Annotated in this window: 17 protein-coding genes; 12 read left to right on the top strand and 5 right to left on the bottom strand. The window is 62.1% G+C overall.

Annotation, left to right across the window (positions count from 1 at the left end):
* Nucleotides 1–33: 33 nt before the first annotated feature.
* On the bottom strand, nt 34–519 hold the full coding sequence (locus XH80_RS08265) for a (2Fe-2S)-binding protein (protein ID WP_271598168.1): 486 nt from the start codon (nt 517–519) through the stop codon (nt 34–36).
* 661 nt (nt 520–1,180) lie between these two features.
* Between XH80_RS08265 and XH80_RS08260 the strand changes: the two genes are divergently transcribed.
* The 6 genes from XH80_RS08260 (at nt 1,181) to XH80_RS08235 (ending at nt 6,814) form a co-directional block, all read left to right on the top strand.
* The gene (locus tag XH80_RS08260) at nt 1,181–1,630 is read left to right on the top strand and encodes an SRPBCC family protein (RefSeq protein ID WP_128949285.1); all 450 of its coding nucleotides are present in this window, start codon (nt 1,181–1,183) and stop codon (nt 1,628–1,630) included.
* Nucleotides 1,631–1,718: 88 nt separating this feature from the next.
* Nucleotides 1,719–1,919, top strand: coding sequence for a hypothetical protein (locus XH80_RS08255; protein ID WP_271598167.1), 201 nt, complete (start codon nt 1,719–1,721; stop codon nt 1,917–1,919).
* A gap of 79 nt (nt 1,920–1,998) precedes the next feature.
* Nucleotides 1,999–3,714 (top strand): PQQ-dependent methanol/ethanol family dehydrogenase, encoded by a 1,716-nt coding sequence (locus XH80_RS08250; protein ID WP_228749826.1) that lies wholly within the window; start codon nt 1,999–2,001, stop codon nt 3,712–3,714.
* Nucleotides 3,715–4,023: 309 nt separating this feature from the next.
* Nucleotides 4,024–5,157 carry a c-type cytochrome gene (locus XH80_RS08245; protein ID WP_271598166.1) on the top strand — a complete coding sequence of 378 codons (1,134 nt, stop codon included), beginning with the start codon at nt 4,024–4,026 and terminating at the stop codon, nt 5,155–5,157.
* A 138-nt stretch (nt 5,158–5,295) separates the two neighbouring features.
* Nucleotides 5,296–5,982 carry a response regulator gene (locus XH80_RS08240; RefSeq protein WP_271598165.1) on the top strand — a complete coding sequence of 229 codons (687 nt, stop codon included), beginning with the start codon at nt 5,296–5,298 and terminating at the stop codon, nt 5,980–5,982.
* Nucleotides 5,983–6,118: 136 nt separating this feature from the next.
* Entirely contained in the window at nt 6,119–6,814 is a 696-nt protein-coding gene (locus XH80_RS08235; protein WP_057743471.1) for a response regulator, read from the top strand.
* Nucleotides 6,815–7,003: 189 nt separating this feature from the next.
* Here the strand turns inward: XH80_RS08235 and XH80_RS08230 are convergent, their stop codons facing one another.
* Together XH80_RS08230 and XH80_RS08225 are read right to left on the bottom strand one after the other, a co-directional pair.
* The gene (locus tag XH80_RS08230; RefSeq protein WP_271598164.1) at nt 7,004–7,594 is read right to left on the bottom strand and encodes an acyl-homoserine-lactone synthase; all 591 of its coding nucleotides are present in this window, start codon (nt 7,592–7,594) and stop codon (nt 7,004–7,006) included.
* Between the two features lie 175 nt (nt 7,595–7,769).
* Complete coding sequence (locus XH80_RS08225; protein ID WP_271598163.1) at nt 7,770–8,192, bottom strand: hypothetical protein; 423 nt, start codon at nt 8,190–8,192, stop codon at nt 7,770–7,772.
* Nucleotides 8,193–8,626: 434 nt separating this feature from the next.
* Here XH80_RS08225 and XH80_RS08220 point away from each other — a divergent pair, with 434 nt between their 5' ends.
* The 5 genes from XH80_RS08220 to XH80_RS08200 all read left to right on the top strand — a co-directional run bounded on the left by XH80_RS08220 (nt 8,627) and on the right by XH80_RS08200 (nt 14,148).
* A complete protein-coding gene (locus tag XH80_RS08220) occupies nt 8,627–9,601 on the top strand; it encodes a tetratricopeptide repeat protein (RefSeq protein ID WP_271598162.1) in 975 nt (324 codons plus the stop codon).
* Entirely contained in the window at nt 9,598–11,991 is a 2,394-nt protein-coding gene (locus XH80_RS08215; RefSeq protein WP_333968678.1) for a TonB-dependent receptor, read from the top strand. The genes XH80_RS08220 and XH80_RS08215 overlap by 4 nt, the downstream gene beginning before the upstream one ends.
* 5 nt (nt 11,992–11,996) lie before the next feature.
* Entirely contained in the window at nt 11,997–12,680 is a 684-nt protein-coding gene (locus XH80_RS08210) for a Fe2+-dependent dioxygenase (protein WP_271598161.1), read from the top strand.
* A gap of 65 nt (nt 12,681–12,745) precedes the next feature.
* Nucleotides 12,746–13,204 (top strand): hypothetical protein, encoded by a 459-nt coding sequence (locus XH80_RS08205; protein WP_271598160.1) that lies wholly within the window; start codon nt 12,746–12,748, stop codon nt 13,202–13,204.
* A gap of 62 nt (nt 13,205–13,266) precedes the next feature.
* Nucleotides 13,267–14,148 carry an AraC family transcriptional regulator gene (locus XH80_RS08200; RefSeq protein ID WP_271598159.1) on the top strand — a complete coding sequence of 294 codons (882 nt, stop codon included), beginning with the start codon at nt 13,267–13,269 and terminating at the stop codon, nt 14,146–14,148.
* A gap of 139 nt (nt 14,149–14,287) precedes the next feature.
* Here XH80_RS08200 and XH80_RS08195 read toward each other — a convergent pair whose 3' ends face one another.
* Both XH80_RS08195 and XH80_RS08190 read right to left on the bottom strand, forming a co-directional pair.
* Nucleotides 14,288–15,646 (bottom strand): hybrid sensor histidine kinase/response regulator, encoded by a 1,359-nt coding sequence (locus XH80_RS08195; RefSeq protein ID WP_271598158.1) that lies wholly within the window; start codon nt 15,644–15,646, stop codon nt 14,288–14,290.
* Nucleotides 15,643–16,812 (bottom strand): FIST N-terminal domain-containing protein, encoded by a 1,170-nt coding sequence (locus XH80_RS08190; protein WP_271598157.1) that lies wholly within the window; start codon nt 16,810–16,812, stop codon nt 15,643–15,645. The genes XH80_RS08195 and XH80_RS08190 overlap by 4 nt, the downstream gene beginning before the upstream one ends.
* A 237-nt stretch (nt 16,813–17,049) precedes the next feature.
* Between XH80_RS08190 and XH80_RS08185 the strand changes: the two genes are divergently transcribed.
* On the top strand, nt 17,050–18,389 hold a 1,340-nt coding region (locus XH80_RS08185; RefSeq protein WP_271598156.1), incomplete at its 3' end, for a HAMP domain-containing protein.

The raw sequence follows: 18,389 nt of genomic DNA, 5'->3' as shown, positions 1-18,389 counted from the left end.
CTGCAGTGGTGATTGTTCGTTCGAGGCGGGCCCTTACTCGGCCGCCTGCGAGACCTTCATGCGTCCGGCCGCGTCCAGCACGGCTTTGACGATGTTGTGGTAGCCGGTGCAGCGGCAGATATTGCCTTCGAGCTCCTGACGGACCGTGCTCTCGTCGAGCTCGCCACCATGGCGTTGCACGATGTCGATCGCCGACATGATCATGCCCGGCGTGCAATAGCCGCATTGCAGGCCGTGATTGTCGCGGAAGGCGGCCTGCATCGGGTGCAGCTCGTCGCCCTTGGCGATGCCTTCGATGGTGGTGACGTTGGCGCCGTCGGCCTGGCCGGCGAGCATGGTGCAGGACTTCACCGCACGGCCGTCCATGTGGACGACGCAGGCGCCGCATTGGCTGGTGTCGCAGCCGACATGGGTGCCGGTGAGGTTGAGATGGTCACGCAAGAGATGGACCAGCAGCGTGCGGTCCTCGACCTCGACGGCAACGGCCTTGCCGTTCACCGTCAGTTTGACTGTAGACACGTGATACCTCCCGAATGTTTGTCATTATTCCAATTAGAGACAGCGCGAACGGAACTTTGCAACTGGGATTTTGCTCACCACGCGTCATGGAAAGGTCATTGTGACGGCTGCCGCAGCGCGCGATTCGGTCGCGATGTTCCGTGCCGCCGCCATCCGTGGCGCGGCCGTGCAGGAAGCTGTCGAACGATGTTCGCTTCGTCGGCGGCCTGTGCTCGGGCCGCACCTGCTTCGAAACGCCGGCCTTTGACGTCGACCCCTCGCGCCTCGTTTCTCCCTTTGCTGCCTTGTTCGTTGCGCGAATAGGAGCACGCGCCCATGCCGTTGTAACCGCGATCTTGGTAGTACGTGGCGGCGATCTAAGTCATTGATTCTGTTCGCTGCGATGCAGCGAACGGCTGCCAGCTGGAGGACGTGGAACGGCCGTCGGCGTCACAACACTCGAACGTCATTGCGGGGCCCGAGCGGAGCGAGGGAGCCCGGAATCCATCGCGCGGCAGAGCCCGCGGGCAAATGGATTCCGGGCTCGCGACTTCGTCGCGCCCCGGAATGACGTTGAGTGAATGAGACATCAGAACACGCAGCCCTAGTACTTCCTGGCGATTGATTGCGCACGCGCGCGCCCCTAGTCGAGCTGTACAGCAACAGCAAAGGGGTGGAAGCGATGCAGATGAACGACAGTCAGCGTATCCCGGCGTCGAAGGCCGATGTGTGGGCTGCGCTCAACGATCCCGACATTCTCAGGCGCTGCATTCCAGGTTGCCAATCGCTCGAGATGGCGTCGCCGACGGAGATGGTCGCGACCGTGGTGCTGAAGGTCGGCCCGGTGAAGGCGACGTTCAGCGGCAAGGTGACGCTGACCGATATCGATGCGCCCAACGGCTACCGCATTATCGGCGAAGGCGCCGGCGGCGTCGCCGGCTTTGCCAAGGGCGGCGCGAAGGTCAGGCTGGAAGAGGAATCTCCCGGCGTCACCATCCTGCACTACGAGGCCGAGGCGCAGATCGGCGGCAAGCTCGCGCAGCTCGGTTCGCGACTGATCGATTCGACGTCGCGCAAGCTCGCCGCGAATTTCTTCGAAAGTTTTGCATCTGTGGTAGCGCCATCATCGTGATGCTGCGCGCGGTGTTGCCCAATTCGAGGGTGCCGTAGGGTGGGCAAAGCGAAGCGTGCCCACGATCTCTTCATGATCGAGAGAGGTGGTGGGCACGGCGCGCGAGAAGCGCGCCGTTGCCCACCCTGCCGCTCAATCGTCCCGTGATTTGCAAAAATTCCAACGTCCATTTCGAGCTGCAAAACAAGGGCAAGACGCAAGCGTCGACAAAGAGATGAGCGACGAACGCGCCGATGATTTCGCACTACTACCTTCCGCCCATACTCAGCGCGGTCAGGCGATGTTGTAATTACGGTCGATGGCGCCGCAGACAAACTGCGCATCACGAGCGCCCAACGCGGCGCACACAACAACATCGGAGGGAATACATGACCTTTGCAACAAAGGGCTTCTTGGCCGGCATTTCGATGATTGCGATGCTGGCCGCCGCGACGCCAGGCGCTCGCGCCAACGACTCCCTGATCAAGGCGCAGTCCGATTCCAACCAGTGGGCCGTTGCCGGTCACGATTACGGAAACACGCGCTTCAGCCCCCTCAAGCAGATCAACACCGAGAACGCAGGCAAGCTGACGCTCGCCTATTCGTTCTCGCTGGCCTCGCTACGCTCGAACGAATCCTCACCGATCGTGATCGGCAACACGCTCTACGTCTCGAGCTCGTGGGGTCCGAAATACGTCTACGCGCTCGATGCGGCGACCGGGCAGCGCAAATGGACCTACGAGCCCGACATTCCCGATGATGTGCTGCAATATGCCTGCTGCGACGTGAACAGCCGCGGCGTCTCCTATGCCGACGGCAAGATCTTCGTCGGCCGCCTCGACGGCAAGCTGACGGCGCTCGATGCGGCGACCGGCAAAACGCTCTGGACCTCGAAAGTGGTCGACTACAAGCAGGGCTCGGTCATTACGTCGCCGCCGCTCGTCGTGCGCGACAAGGTCATCACGGGGTTCGGCGGCGGCGAATATGGCGTTCGCGGGTCGCTCCAGGCCTTCGACATCAACACCGGCAAGCAGGTCTGGCAGACCTACACCGTGCCGAACCCGGATGAGCCCGGCGGCGACAGCTGGAAGGGCGATTCCGCCCAGCATGGCGGCGGCGCCGCCTGGCTGGTCGGCTCCTACGATGCCAAGACCGACACGGTCTATTGGGGCACCAGCAATCCCGGTCCATGGAACACCGGGGTGCGCTCGACCGGCGACGGCAATTTCGGCAAGCTGACCAACCTCTACACCGCCTCGACGCTGGCGCTCGATCCCAACACCGGCAAGATCAAGTGGCACATCCAGACCACCCCGGCGGATGCCTGGGACTATGACGGCGTCAACGAAGCCGTGCTCGCGGATCTGAAGATCGGCGGCAGCACCGTTCCGGCGCTGATGAAGGCGGATCGCAACGGCTTCTTCTTCGTCGCCAACCGCGAGACCGGCAAGGTGCTGTCGGCGGAGAAATACGTCTTCACCAGCTGGGCGCAGAAGTGGGATACCGCCACGCTGCGCGCGGTCGAGGATCCCGACAAGCGTCCGGGCCCGGGCCATCCCGCCAAGGACATCTGTCCGAATCTCGTCGGCGGCAAGAACTGGCAGCCGATGTCGTTCAACCCCGAGACCGGCCTCGTCTACATCCCGTCCAACAATGTCTGCATGGACTGGTCGGTCGGCGATGTCGCCTACAAGCGCGGCGTGTTCTATCTCGGCGCCGAATTCCCGACCAAGGAAGGCCCCGGCGGCTTCCTCGGCGAGCTCATGGCCTGGGATCCGGTGGCGCAGAAGAAGGTCTGGTCGATCAAGGAAGACCTGCCGTTCAATGGCGGCACCCTGACCACCGGCGGCGGCCTCGTGTTCGCCGGCAACATCCATGGCGACTTCCGTGCCATCGACGCGAAATCCGGCAAGGTGCTGTGGAGCAAGAATCTCGGCTCCGGCATCGGCGCCGGCCCGGTGACCTACCAGGTCGATGGCAAGCAATACGTCGCCATCGTCGTCGGCCGCACGGCTGCGCTGCCTGCGTTCCTGGGCGAGGTGGGCAAGAAGATGACGGCCGCAGCTCCCGAGGGCGGTTCGCTCTTCGTGTTCTCCGTCCAGTGACCACTCGCGCGCGTATCTTTCAGAGGTGACGGGATACGCGCGCGCTTTTTCCAGGCGATCGTTGCGGCATCGGCTGATGGCGCGTGCCGCAGCGCTGGAGCATGATCCGGAAAAGTGCGCAGCGGTTTTCCGAAAAGATCATGCTCAAAATAATAACTGAAAGCGCGATGACATCGCGCTTGACCCAACAAATCTCAACTGCGGGAGATGAGGATGCGTCCGAATCATCTTGGAAGTGGCAAGAAGCCAAACCGTAGCATTGCAAACCGTAGCGTTGCAGGGCTCGTCGCGTGGGCGGCCGCGTCCGCAATGATCGCCCCCATCGCAACGGCTCACGCCGATGAAGCACAGCCGTTCCGTCTCTGCGCCGATCCGACCAATCTTCCCTTCTCCAGCGATAGTCCGTCGCAGCCGGGCTTCTATGTCGAGATCGGGCAGGCCCTGGCGCAGGCGCTCGGCCGGCCGATCGCCTATGATTGGTACAAATCCTATTTCGGCAAGCGTACCGTGCGCGTCACGCTGCTCGGCAGGCAATGCGACGCCATGATCGGGCTGCCGCGGTCCGAGGACTTCATGGGACCGGCCGTGATCTTCTCCGCTCCGTTCGCGAAGGAGGGCTATGCCCTCGTGGTCGCCAGGGAATCGGCCAAGGGGAAGGCCATCGGCGGCATCGCCGGCCTCAGGGGCAAGCGGGTCGCCGTGCAGTTCGCCACCACACCGCAAAACCTGCTCGCGAGCCGTGATGACGTTGAGATGGTGACCGTGCTGTCCCCGGAGGAGGGCATGCAGGCACTTGACCAGGGCAAAGCCGACATCGCTTTCATCTGGGGGCCGGTTGCGGGCTGGCTGAACAAGACCAGCTACAATGATCGCTACCAGATCGAGCTGACCGCGGGCGAAGGCCTGTCATGGGATGCGGCCATCGGCTTCGCCAAGACGTCCACCGAGCTTCGTGATCGCGTCGATGCCGTCCTGCCACAGCTGCAACGGACGATCGGCGAGCTCGCGGTGAAATATGGCTTGCCGGGCGGCGAGCCGGTTCGCTTCGGCGCTGGCCAGGCGGAGCCTGCGGGAACAACGACGGGCATGGCAGGCGGAGCCCGGACCTCAGTTCAAGTGACCGAGATCGCCAAGGTCGCCGCGACCGAGGTCAAGGGCGATGCGGCTGCGCCCGCCGCCGAGGCGGTCGGTGCGGGCAAGGAAATCTTCAATGGAACTTGCGCGCATTGTCACGGTCCCGATGCGATCCAGAGCGAGCGGAAGATCGACCTGCGGCTGCTCCGTCACCGCTACGGCGACGACATGCGCGAAACATACTGGACGACCGTGCATGAAGGACGCCCGAGCAAGGGCATGCCGGCCTGGAAGGAGGTCTTCACTGATGACCAGTTCGACAACATTTATTCCTTCCTGCTGACGGTCCAGTCCGAATCCGACGACTGAACGATCTTGACCAGACGCGATCGGGAGGATGTGCTAGCTTCCGTCCGGCATCATCCTGGCGCCGGACGGGTGCCGCATCAATGTGTCGCTTCCACTCTCGCGGTGGATGCCTGTGCGGCGCGATCCTGGGAAGGCGCCATGACCAGCTTCCTGATCATCGACGATCATCCGCTGTTTCGCGAAGCGCTCGGCAATGCGGTGCGGCTGGCGTTGCCGGAGGCGCGGATCTTCGAGGCGATGTCGATCGAGGATGCGCTGCATATCCTGCTCGCCGAGCGGGGCATCGACCTCGCTCTGCTCGATCTGTCGCTGCCTGATGCGACGGGCTTTTCCGGCTTTCTGCGTTTGCGCGAAGCCTATCCGCGCCTGCCCGTCGCCATCGTGTCGAGCGAGGAGGATCAGCACATCGTTCGCGAGGCGTTGGCGCTGGGAGCGGCCGGCTATCTGCCGAAATCGACGTCGAAGCGAGAGCTCGCGCAATCGATCGAGGGCGTGCTCAGCGGGTCGGTGTCGGTGCCGAAGGATTTCGTCGCGGCGCCGCGGCTGCGTCGGGCCGATGCCAGCAAGGCGCTCGAGGTCAAGCTGCGCGAGCTCACGCCGCAGCAGCTTCGCGTGCTTGATCTGTTGCGTCACGGCCTCCCGAACCGGCAGATCGCGCAGGAGCTTGCGCTCGCCGAATCGACGGTGAAGGCGCATATCACCGAGATCCTGCGCAAGCTCGGCCTGTTCAGCCGCAACAAGGCGGTCATCGAGATCGGCAAGATGGAGCTGCCCGATCCCAAGGGACGTCCTCATGCGCGCCTCGATCGCGGGAAGCCGCAATGACCCGCGGTGTCATTCTTGACCTGGATCAATTCGGCCCGCCCCGTCTGAGTCATTCTCGACCCATTGAATTCAACGTCGGCCCCGGCGACGTCCCGGGCCGGATCTTCAGCAAGATTTTCAGAGTGGCTCACGCGCGATGCGATTTCTGATTGTCGAAGACCATCCGTTGTTTTGCGAAGCGCTCGAAGGTGCGCTTCAGATGGTCGTGCCTGCGGCCGAGATCTTTCAGGCGACATCGATCGACGGTGCACTCGAGCTGTTGGCCTCGACGCCGGAGCTCGACCTCATCCTGCTTGATCTGTCGATACCGGGCACAACAGGCCTTTCGGGCATCATCCGCATCCGCAAGGCGTTTCCAAAAATTCCCGTCGTGATCGTGTCCGGGCACCAGGATCCGCAGATCATGTCCGGCGCCTTGTCGCTTGGCGTGTCCGGCTACATCCTCAAATCATCGTCCAAGCAGGATCTGTCGCAGTCGATCGGCGAGGTGCTGCGCGGCTCGGTCTGTGTGCCCGCCGCCTACCGCGCGCTGGTCCGCCCGCAGCGCGCCTCCGGCCCTGCGCAGGATCTGATCAAGCGCCTGCACGAGCTGACGCCGCAGCAATTGCGCGTGCTCGAAATGCTCAAGCGCGGCCTGCAGAACAAGCAGATCGCCTTTGAGTTGAAGATCTCGGAGACCACGGTGAAGGTCCATGTCTCCGACATCCTGCGCAAGCTCAACGTGCTCAGTCGCACCAAGGCCATCGTCGAAATGTCGAGGATCGATTTCGCGACCCTGGCAGCCGAGGGGACCGCGACGACGCGCGAGCGGGTCCGGCCGGATCAGCCGTGACGGGATTGTCTGCCGCCCTGTCGCGCCGGGCTGGTCTCCTAAAGCGTGATGAAATTGGGTTTGGACGGCGGTCGGTGGTTCACTTCTCCCTGCGGGAGAGGTGATTCGAGTTCCTGGCGCGCATCGATTCGTCCCGATCCCATCACACTTTAATGCAAGGCAACCGCGCGCGACGAGAGGAGCAACCGGTCACCGCACACTCGCGTGGCGATGCATGCGCTCGAGAGCTTCGCTTGATCCTTGCAGCAATCCAGGAACCAGTGTCGTCCCGCCAGAGATCTGCGGTGATCCGAGACGCCGCATCGGCCAGCCGGCCCGGTTGAGACCGTGTTCCGTTCTGAGATCGGTCATCATCACGATCGATTGTGCACTCAGGTTCCACATCGTCTCAATCATTGCCGCGAACAGGACGTATGCTACGCGACTGAGTCCATTGCGGTCGAAGTCTGAAGCACATTTGCTAGCTATGCAAAAGCGCGAGCTCTCCAGGATGGTGGGGCCGCTCGGGATCTGATTGGGCCCAAGACGTGTCGCGAGCGTATCGCGCAGCATGGTCGGGCCGGTGGTTGGCAACAGTCGTACGCAGCCGACGAGGTCTTCTTCCGACATGGCGAGCAAGTAGGTCGGCTTGAGCATATCGTAGATGTCGAATTCGACATCGCCGCTGACTTGTGTGTCGTAATGGCGATTGGCGAGAACCCGACGCCGCAACTCGAACATCTTGGTCAGCAGATCAAGATGGTGCCCAGCCAGCGTGTGATCGATAGCGACAGCGTACATAGACAATGATTCTCAACTATCCGCTCGGAAGAACAGAAAACGGAAGCGAGGCCTCCTGATGGCTCATGAGAGCGGGTCGCGGCGCTGAGCAACGTCGCTTTCGGGAGCAATCGCTGTCGAAGCGAGAGTTCCGAGGCCTCCTCGTTCGAGGACAACAGGTCGTCTGGAAAGATCTTCAGCCTGCCTCACCAGGTCGACTGCTTGGAGAAGCGGACTTCAGCAGCGCTTGCGCCGTCTCCAGCGCCTCTGCCTCCGAAGCGGCGAGCAGCATCGGGTATCCCCAGAACTTCTCTGACACGATCTGGAAGGCTCTCATGCCGAGCCGCTTCGTCTTTGAGGGCTCAACATAGATCAGGGCTTTCACAAATTCGCGCAATCGCGGTTTGTGCTTCTTTGACCAGAGCGCAAGCCTTCTCTGCTCACCCGGATCGTGCTCGTGTTCGTCGATGTCGGCGTTTGCCCCTTGCCCTATGATGACAAAGGGCTGGCCGCGATCGAGCAGTGCTTCGAAGGTGGCGAAGGCCTCGTCAGCCGTTCCGGCCGGGCCCTGATCGTAAGACAGCCTTACAATCGGAAAAGTCGCGGTATTCAACAGCATCTTCACCCCTATCGGTCAGGTTTGCGCAGCGTGGTTCAATTCGCGTGCGCATGACCAGATAGTTTGGATGATGCCTCAACTCATTCATCCAAGGCGCCAAAGCGTTACCCAAAACAGACAATCACTGCCCCCGGCAACCAGGTCCTGCATTGCCAGGTCCTGCGTTAAGGTCTTGGCGGCATTTTGGACGAATTCATTTTGGACGAATTCTTGGCCGTTGGCCGAATTGAGCAATGGTCTGGCCGGATTGCACGATGCAGCGCCGCACCGGGCTGCGGTAGCCATTCCGTTGAACCACGGCCTGCGCGAAGCGAAGCACGATGCCAATCCACCCACAGCCCAGAGCTGTTCCCGAGCGCCTGTCCAACAGGCCTCCAAATCCCTACGCCTCAGCAGCCTTGCCCCAACCACTCCTGCAAATTCGCGCGCAGCGTTTGACCAAGGCGCAGCTGCGTGACTTGCTCGTCAGCAATCCCCACGATGCGACGCAGTGGATCAAGGCAGCAGCCGAGGCCGATATCATTCCCGCACAGATCGTGTGGGGCCAGTTGCTGCTCGATGGGACGCGGGTAGCGCGTGATCCGGCGGCTGCCTTCGTCTGGTTCGAACGCGCCGCCCAATCCGGGGACCTCGACGGACAAAACATGGTTGGCCGGTGCTACGAACAAGGCTGGGGCGTCGAGCCAGATCCGAAGCTCGCGACGAAATTTTTCGAGCTGGCCGCAGCAGCCGGCCACGTCTGGGGGCAAGTCAATCTGGCGCAGATGCTGATGCGCGGCGGAAATCCGGCGGATCGGCCGCGGAGTTTCGAGCTCTTTCGGGCAGCAGCGGAAGGTGGCACCTCCAAGGCAAACCTGAAGGCAATGAACTCTCTCGCTCGATTCCTTGAAGAAGGCTGGGCCGTGCCGGCCAATCCGAGAGGCGCCCTGTATTGGTATAGCCGCGCAGCGGCGCTTGGCGATCACTGGGCTCAGTACAATCTGGCCACGATCCTGCATGCTGGCGGAGACCTCGCCGCTGCCGATGTTTGGCTGGAACGGGCGGTCTCCGGTAGCGATGACGGCTTTCGCCGGCGCATTGCGCCGCTGTTGCTGGCGCGCGGCGAACCTGCGTTACGCCGGCATGGCCTGGAGGCACTTAGGCGCATAGCAGCTTCCGGCAGTCCCGCTGACGTGCAGGCGTATGCCTGCGCGGCCAGCGAAGCTGCAGCCGCACCTTCTGACCTTGAAGACGCCAGGAGGCTGTCTGAGCTGCCGGCAACCGATGGACGTCCGGATTGGCGGATTTGTCCCCAGGCGTCGATCGGCCGACGCCTTGCTGGCTATCTCGGCGACCGTATCGCAGCGATGTCACGCCGCATCGCAAGATTATCCAACTCAACATCATCCTGCTCGAAGGGGGCTCTGTGACCATCATCGAAACCTTGCGACCGGCACTTTCCGGAATTGGGGCAGCCGCGAGCCTTGCAAACGGCTTTCTATTCGTGACCGCCGCCAACGCGGAAGGCCAGAACAATCAACCGACGTCGGCGCCTGCGGACAAGGCTACTGCGCTCCCGCCGGTCGAGGTGGACGCTCCTGTCACCAAGCGGCGACGAGCGTCGAGCGCCGGCGCCAAGCCGGCCTCGAGACCTGTCTCGGCCAGCCATCCGAGCAAGCCGGCCGAACCGCGTCCGCAGGCTGCGTCCTCGGCTCTTTCGCCCGGGAATTCGCTGCAGCGGACCACTGGTCTCAGCCGTCTTTCCGATTCTCTCCAAAGCACGCCGCAAACCGTCACCGTCATACCGCGCCTGGTGATCGAGCAGCAGCAGGCAGCCACCATCAATCAAGTGCTCCAATATGTGCCGGGAATCACCGTCGCCACCGGAGAAGGCGGCGGTGGCATCAACGGAGATCAGTTCCGCATCCGGGGCTTTGACGCCTCGGGCGACGTGTATGTCGACGGCTTACGCGATTTTGGTTCCTATGTGCGCGATAGTTTTGCAACCGAAAACGTACTGGTGCTGAAGGGGCCCTCGTCACAGAGCTTCGGAAATGGCACGACGGGCGGCGTCATCGAGATCGAGAACAAGAAGGCCCATCTCGGCGACCAATCAACGTTCGAGGCCTCGGCCGGGATGGGCCCTTACGGACGTGGCATTCTGGACATCAACAAGCAGATCAACGACACGACGGCGCTCAGATTCATCGCGATGGGCAACGGCCAGGATATTGCCGATCGCGACCATGTCTATTCCAACCGTGGCGGTTTCCTCGGCTCGCTGGGACTTGGCCTCGGCACCGACCAATCCCTGATCTTCAACTATCTGCACCAGGACAGCGTTCAACGCCCCGATTTCGGCGTTCCGGTCGTCAGCGCGCCGGGCGTCGTCGGCAAGCCCGTGACGGAGTACGGAGTTCCCCGCTCAAACTATTTCGGCCGGGAAAGTGATCGCGACCACGCGACCGCCGACGTGGCAACCGCGCTCTACAAGGGCGAATTCGGCGATTGGCTCACGTTAACGAACGACACGCGTGTCGGTTACTACACACGTGATCTGAAGTTTACGCCCGCGCTCTGCGCCTCTCCCGGCTTCCCTTTTCCAAGCAGCTGCGCAACGGACGTTCTCGCCGGAAATTTGGCGACACCTTACACAATCTGGTCTGTCGGCGGGACGAAGCAGGTCAGTCACGGCGGGGAAAACGTAACGACTGCCACGATGCGTTTCGACACCGGACCGTTTCGGCACAAGCTCGTCGCCGGCTTTGATGTCTATTCCCAACACGCGACGACGGGTTTCTACCTTCCTTCAGGCCCCGAGCCGGCAGGGACTCTTCTCGATCCCGTGTTTGCGAACTCGCCCGGCTTTGCACTGACGGTGTCGCCGGGCAATCAATTGTCGGCCACGAGCTGGGATATCGGCCCCTTTGTAAGCGACCGCATATGGTTGACGCCCATGCTTTCGATCCTTGCGGGTGTTCGATGGGATCACTATCGGGTCGAGGGCCAGGCAGGCGCGTCTCCGCTTGCGACGACGACCGAGTTCGCCAGCCCAAAAGCATCCCTGATCTTCGAGCCCACCACGCATCAAAGTTACTACTTCAGCTATGCACGTTCATTCACGCCGCCGGGCAACAACATCACTTCGCTGAGTTCATCGCTCGGTCTGTCCCAGGCGCCAAACGCCGCAAACCTTCAGCCGGAAGCGGATACGACCTTCGAGGTCGGTGCGAAGTGGGGCCTGTTCGAGGATCGGCTCGGCGTGACGGCAGCATTGTTCCGCGTCGAGAAGAACAACGCTTCCTATACCGACCAGGCATCGGGGATACAGACGACCACCGACGACAAGGTGCAAGTCCAGGGAGTTGAGCTCGGATTGACGGGCAAGCTCACGGAGAACTGGGACATTCAGGCCTCCTATTCCTACATGGACAGCAAGATCATCGCCTCGTCGATCAGCCCGTTCACGCCCGTCTCGGCCGCAGGCAACCGGGTCCCGTTCGTGTCTCAGCATGGCCTGGCGATCTGGACCACCTACGACATCGCTCCCCTGCTGCCAAACGTGCCGGGTCACATGCTCGTCGGGGGCGGGCTCAATTATCGTTCGGATTATTACCTCAACAACCTCAATTCGATGGTGATCCCGGCAGCGACCACGATAGATGGGATGCTCTCCTACGATCCCAACGAGCGACACCATGTTGCGCTCAAGGTTACGAATCTCACGAACAAGCTGACCTACAGCTCGGCTTTCGGAAGCGGTTACGCGACTCCCGTTGCAGGCCGCAGCGTCACCCTCACCGCAGCAATCAGGTTCTGAAGAAAATGCTCATCGAAATCCCCCAACTGCTATCCGCCGAAGAGGTAACCTCGGTGCGCGACATCATCGAGGGGGCGGATTGGATCGACGGACGGGCAACGGCAGGTGAGCTGGCATCGCGCGCAAAGCGCAACGCTCAGGTCCCCGAGGACTCGCCTCAGGCTCGCCAAGCGGGCGACATCATCCTGAGAGCTCTCGGACGGAATGCGCTGTTCAACAGTGCCGCTCTGCCCCTGCGCGTCCTGCCGCCCCTTTTCAATCGATACGACACCGGGATGTTCTTCGATGCCCATGTCGATGGCGCAGTGCGATCCGCGCCTGGACTCGGCACTCGCATGCGCGCCGACCTGTCTTCAACCCTCTTCCTCACGGCACCCGATGACTACGACGGTGGCGAGCTGATCATCGAAGACAGTTACGGCGTTCACGCCGTCAAGTTGGCGGCCGGGAGCATGGTCCTGTATCCGGCGGGGAGCCTGCATCGCGTGCGCGAGATCACCCGAGGCGCGCGCTTGTCATCATTCTTCTGGACCCAATCGATGATCAAGGACGAGGGGCTTCGCACGACGCTCTATGATCTCGACCGTGGCATTGTTGACTTGCGCAAATCCGTGTCCAGCGATGCACAGGGCATCCTCATGCTTACCGGTGTCTATCACAATCTTCTGAGACGATGGGCGGAGCTGTGATGTCGGCCGACCCTCTGCACGAACCCGGGATGCAAATCAAAATGTCGACTTCGAGGATTACGGCGATGACTGATCTGACGAATGAACTCGCCGTTCGATTTGCCCGTCAAAAGGTGGCGTTGCTGTGGTCGGTCTGTGGCCTCGGAAACACGATCTACGCGGTCATCCAAATCCTTACATGGGTCGACCATCAGATCGACAGCTCCGGCACGGCGCCGGCGGCATTCGATGCGACGGCTCTTTGGTACTTTGGCGTCGCATGTTCGATATGGATCATTCCTGCTCTACTTCCTCTCGTCACACCGCGACGCACCGCGATTCTTGGTTCGTTGCTGCTAGGTAGCCTTCTGATGGTCGCCAGCGTCGTAGGCGGCGTCTTCGATGGCATGCGTGACGGGCTTCATATAGCAGCGACAGCAATCATCGCTGTGGCTCTGCCCGGAGTTTATGCAGCTCATGCCTCCTGGCGGCTGCTGCGAGTTACGGAGATGCCTGCAACTCTTGTCAAGGAATCCGATATCTGAGCCAGCGCTTAGGGTGCCCCGCCAAAGCCGGTTTAGATTAGCTCAAAAAAGCCGCGTTTAGGATGGCCGCTCTCCTGTCGATTTGCGATGGTCGGCTTCGAACATCTCGGCAGGCAAGTCGCCGACACAAGATTTTGAAGGGCGGCGAGATGCTTCATCGCTTTGTTGACACCGACATCGACCGCGTAACCCGCGCCGTTGCACTCCGAAGCGGAATCCTGTCGAATGATTGGACCTATGATCGGCACCAGCATCGCAAATCTCAATTACTGTATTCCCAGCGCGGCATTCTTTGCTGCGAGACGGCCAATACCGTTTGGCTAGTACCGCCCGGATGCGCGTTATGGATCCCCGGTCAACTGGCGCACTCGGCCCGTGGCGCTGGTCTCGTCGAATGCCACTGCCTGTATATTGAACCGAGCGCCGCCAAGAGCCTGCCCAAGACGTGCTGCACGATCTCGATATCTCCCCTGATCCGGGAGCTGATCCTCAGAGTGGCTGAACTTCCGGAGTGCTATCCGCTCGGAGGTCGCGAGGATCGACTGGTGATGACCTTGTTGGACGAGCTGTCCGAGGCGCCGACCAGCAGCCTGAACCTGCCGATGCCAAGAGAGGCGCGCCTTCGGCGCCTCGCGGAGATGCTGATAGCCGATCCGAGCGCGAAGACCTCGTTCGCGAATTGGGCAAGTGCGCTTGGCATGAGCGAGCGCACCTTAAGCCGCCTGCTTCTCCAGGAAATCGGGATGAGTTTCGGACGCTGGCGACACCAGCTTCACGTCATTCTCGCAGTACAAAGAATCGCAAGCGGTGAAAGTGTAAAGACCGTCGCCCTGGAGCTCGGATACGAAAACGCCAGCAGTTTCGTCAATATGTTCAGGAAGACCCTGGGCAAACCTCCGGTTCGCTACCTGACCGAACATCGCGCAATTCTTGTCAGCGGCTGAACTGTGTGGGTCCCAAAAGCCCTGGGCCCGTTCGGGGCAGTCATTTCGGCATTTTGTGCATCATGGCGCTGCTGGCGTGTAAAATATTACCGCTACTGTGCATGGGGTTGTTTTCGACATTTGCTTGGCCGGTGCGGCGCTAGCTCAGCAGGAACGACAGCAGCGCCCGCATCTCGGCGGGCTTGATCGGCTTCTTCAGCACTTCGAGGCCGTGGAGGCTCGCCTCCTTCGCGGCCTTTTCTGAGTAGTCGGCCGTGATGATCATCGCCGGCGTGTCGAGCTTGAGATGCTCGCGGACGTCGGCGATGGCCGACAGGCCGCTCTCGCCGTGGTCGAGGTGGAGATCGGCGATCACAGCGTCCGGCGCACCGCCGAGTTCGCTGAGGCGCAGCAACGCGTCCGCGCCCGACCGCGTGGTGGCGACGTCACAGCCCCAGCCTTCGAGCAAGGCAGCCATCGCCTCCGAGCCCGACGGATCGTTTTCGATCAGAAGAATCTTGGCGCCTTCGAGCCCGCCATATTGCCGGTCCACAAGCTTGGTTGCATGGGCCTCGTCGCCGACGTCAGTGCGTTCGGCCGGCTCCATCTCGACCGTGAAGGTCGACCCCTGGCCGATCTGCGATGACAGGCGCACCTCGTGCCCGAGCACGGTCGCGAAACGGCGCACGATGGACAGGCCGAGTCCGAACCCGGCCTGATCGGTTGCGCTGGCATCGCCGCGCTGGAATTCGCGGAAGATCGCCTCCTGCTGGGCCTGCGGAATTCCAGGCCCGGTATCCGAGACCTCGACATAGACCCGATTTGCGCGATGCCCGCAGTCCATGGTGACGCGGCCCACCCGCGTATAGCGGATCGCATTCGCGATCAGGTTCTGCAGGATCCGCCGCAGCATCATCGCATCCGAGGACACCGTGAGGTCCGTCGTGCCGATCTGCAAAGCCAGGCGCTGCCGCGCGGCGATCGGCTCGAATTCGTTGCGCAGCTGCTCGAACAGCGGTGCCAGCGCCAACGGACACACGTCGGGCTTGAGTGCGCCGGCATCGAGCTTGGCGATTTCGAGCAAAGAGCGGAGCAGGTCTTCCAGCGTCAGCAATGAGCGGTCGACTTGATCAATCAGCAGGCCGGCATCCTGCGATTCCACCATCTCCGTCAGCGCCGACAAGGTCAGCCGCGCCGCGTTCAACGGCTGCAGCAGATCGTGTGTGACCGAAATCAACACCGAGGATTTCAGCGAGCTCGCCGCCTCCGCCTGCTGCTTGGCGCGGAAGAGACCCTCATTGGCGCGCTCGACCGAATGCAGCGCCTCCCGCAACTGGTGCGTCCGGTCGCGAACCTTGTGATCGAGCGCAATCGCGGTTTCGAACAGTGAAAAGGCGTTGAGCTGCTGGTCCATCGAGCGCTCGACGCGCGACATCAGCGCGGCATTGATCTTCTTCAGCTTCGCGGTCTCGCGCCGCAGCTGCTCGACCGTCGCAGGGTCCTGCCACGCCTCGGTCACGCCTGCCGCCTGCCGATGGCGACACCCGTGAATGTCTGGTTCACGTGCATCGAACCGAACTGTTCACCATAGGTGTGAAAACCGACCACCCGGTTCTGTCGATAGAGCTCGGACATGTCGCGGGCGAGCTGGTGCTGCTCGGCATCGAGCCGGCGCAACAGGCACTCGAAGCCGATATAGAGAGACACCTCGCCGATCTGATTCTGCATTTGCGCGAAGACGTCCTGCGTCGAGCCGACGAGGCTGCGCGAGGTGGCGGCGGTGAGCACCATGCCCTCGTCGATGGCGCAAAAGAAATGCAGTGAGCCGTCGGGCTCGACGCGCTGGATCGATCGCGCATAGTAGGAGCCGCCGACACGGACCAGCACGGGGTGGGACGCAAACGAGAATGGGTCGAGCTTGGCCTCATCCATGATCCCGACCATCCGGGAATATTCCTCGGCGGCGGGCTCCGCGTTCAGCTCCTTCACCGTCCGGTTCTCGATGTCGGCCTCGGTGACCACCATCTTCTGTGGCATTGGCTCGAAATTGTCGCACTTGAAGACCCTGAAAGGCAGCGACGTATTCAAAAGGATCAGGAGGGCGGCATTCGTATAGGCGTTGCCTTCGAAGAACACCCAGGTCTTTTCAAAGCGCAACCCGTCGCCCGCCGAGCCTCCGACGATCGGGATGTCGTCGAGCGAGGCGTAGATGGCGGACATCACCGCCTCTTCCCGGCGGCAGAGGCCGTCGATCAGGACCAGGCCGAACGAATTGCCCCGGTCCACCTGTGGGGTCACGCGCAGGAGCTCGTGGCATAGCTCGCCGCCGATGCGCCGCCCGTCCTCGACCCGGAAGCCGTCGAGATTAAGGATCGGCCGGACCACTGCGGTGAAATCAGCACGGCTGAATGCCAGCGCCACCACGCTGTTCTCGTCCCAGCCGTCGGGTGCGAGTTCGCCGGCGGTGGTGCAGCCGCAGACCGGAGTGGTGTCGAACTGCCGGCTGATCTCGGCGATGAAATGGTGGGGGTCGTAGTGAGGCGAGAGGAAGACCAGGATCAGGGCCAGGTCGTCCGGCGGCAGCTGCGCCGCAAGCTCGGCTACAGCTCCATCGACGGTCGCAGCCTTCGATTTCGCAACGGCAACGCCGGATGCGTCGCTAAACCGAAAGTCGGTTTGCCCCACTCCGTTTCTCCCTCCAGGCTCACCCCGGTCTCGCGCCGAGTGCAAGTGTCCAGACAGTAAGGTCTTTTCAGGGCTGCCGCAACTCGGCGACCGGGCTCAGCGGGCATCAATCTGGCCCGCAGCGATTGGCCCCGCCACCCTGACGAATTTACCGCCCTTTATCGTTTCTGCCTTAGTTTTGCGCATCCGGGTCTGGGGGCGGGGCGCCTCTGGATCGCCGTTGAATAGGGGGTTGGAATGTCCGGGCGTACCGCGTCGCCGTCCAAGCGCAGCATATTTCCCACCGTCCGGTTCCGCGCCAAGATCATCCTCGGCTTTGCCGTGGTGCTGGTGATCTCGGCCGGCAGCATGGCGTTCGCTTATTTCGGCTTCGAGCGGGTTTCATCCGGCGTCGGCTCCTATCGCCGCAGCGTCTCGGAGGCCGATCTCGCCCGCAACATCGACCGCGAACTGCTCGCCTACCGCTCGGCCGTCAAATACTTCGTGGTCACCGGCAAGGAAGACGACGCCAAGGCGGCGCTGGAGGCCGAAGTCAATCTGAAGAACGCCATCGACCAGGGGGTCAAGAGCGCCAAGACGCCGGCGCGTCAGGACAGCCTCGACAAGCTCGCCAAGGAATTCGCGAATTTCTCCGCGACCTTCGCCAAGGTCCTGCAGGCCAAGCGCGACAGCGCGCTGTTGGTGCAGAACCAGCTCTCGCGCCAGGCCAACCTGCTGAAATACAAGCTCGATGATATCGGCAACAATGCCTCCGATTCCGAGGCGCAGGCGATCGAATTCGGCACCAAGCAGGTCAACGCCCAGTTCCAGACTGCGAGCGCCGCAGCGACCAATTTCGTGCTGACCTCCGACCAGTCGATCGGGACCAGCGCGCTGGCGCGGCTGAAATTCGTCGAGAACTCGCTCAGTGCGGTCTATTCCATGGACGACAAGATCGTCGCCGGCCTGAAGGATGCCAAGACCATTCTTGTCGCCTATCGCGAGGCGCTGGAGAAGCTCATCGCGAACGCCAAGCTGGTCGATGATCTCGTGACCGAGATGAGCGGCTCGGCTGGTGCGATTCTGCGTGGCGCCTCAGCCATGAAGGCGGATCTGGTCGGCGAACAGCAGCGGCTGGATTCGGAATCGGAAGCGACCATCGGAAAGACCGAGCAATTGGTGCTGATGCTGGCCGTCGGCGGCACGCTGTTAGGTGCGGTCCTTGCCTTCCTGCTCGGTACCGGCATCTCGCGGCCGATGATCGCGATGTGCAAGGCGATGCGTGAGCTTGCCTCGGGCAATTTCGACGTGGTGCTGCCCGGCCTCGGGCGCAAGGACGAGATCGGCGAGATGGCCGGTGCGGTCGAGGAGTTCAAGCTCCAGGCCGTTGCCAAGGCCGAGCGCGATGCCGCCGCCAGCGAAGCCCAGAACAGGGAGCAGGCCGCAAGCCGCCGCGCGGAGCTGATCCGCTTTGCCGACGATTTTGAAAGCGCTGTTGGGGCGATCGTGTCCAACGTTTCGGCGTCCGCCGTGCAGCTTGAATCGTCCGCATCCACGCTGACCCGCACCGCCGAGACGACACAGACCTTGTCGAGCCA

Source organism: Bradyrhizobium sp. CCBAU 45384 (assembly GCF_028128665.1).
GTDB lineage: Bacteria > Pseudomonadota > Alphaproteobacteria > Rhizobiales > Xanthobacteraceae > Bradyrhizobium > Bradyrhizobium manausense.
Note: the sequence above shows the minus strand (reverse complement) of the source record. Positions and strands in the feature narration are given on the sequence as shown.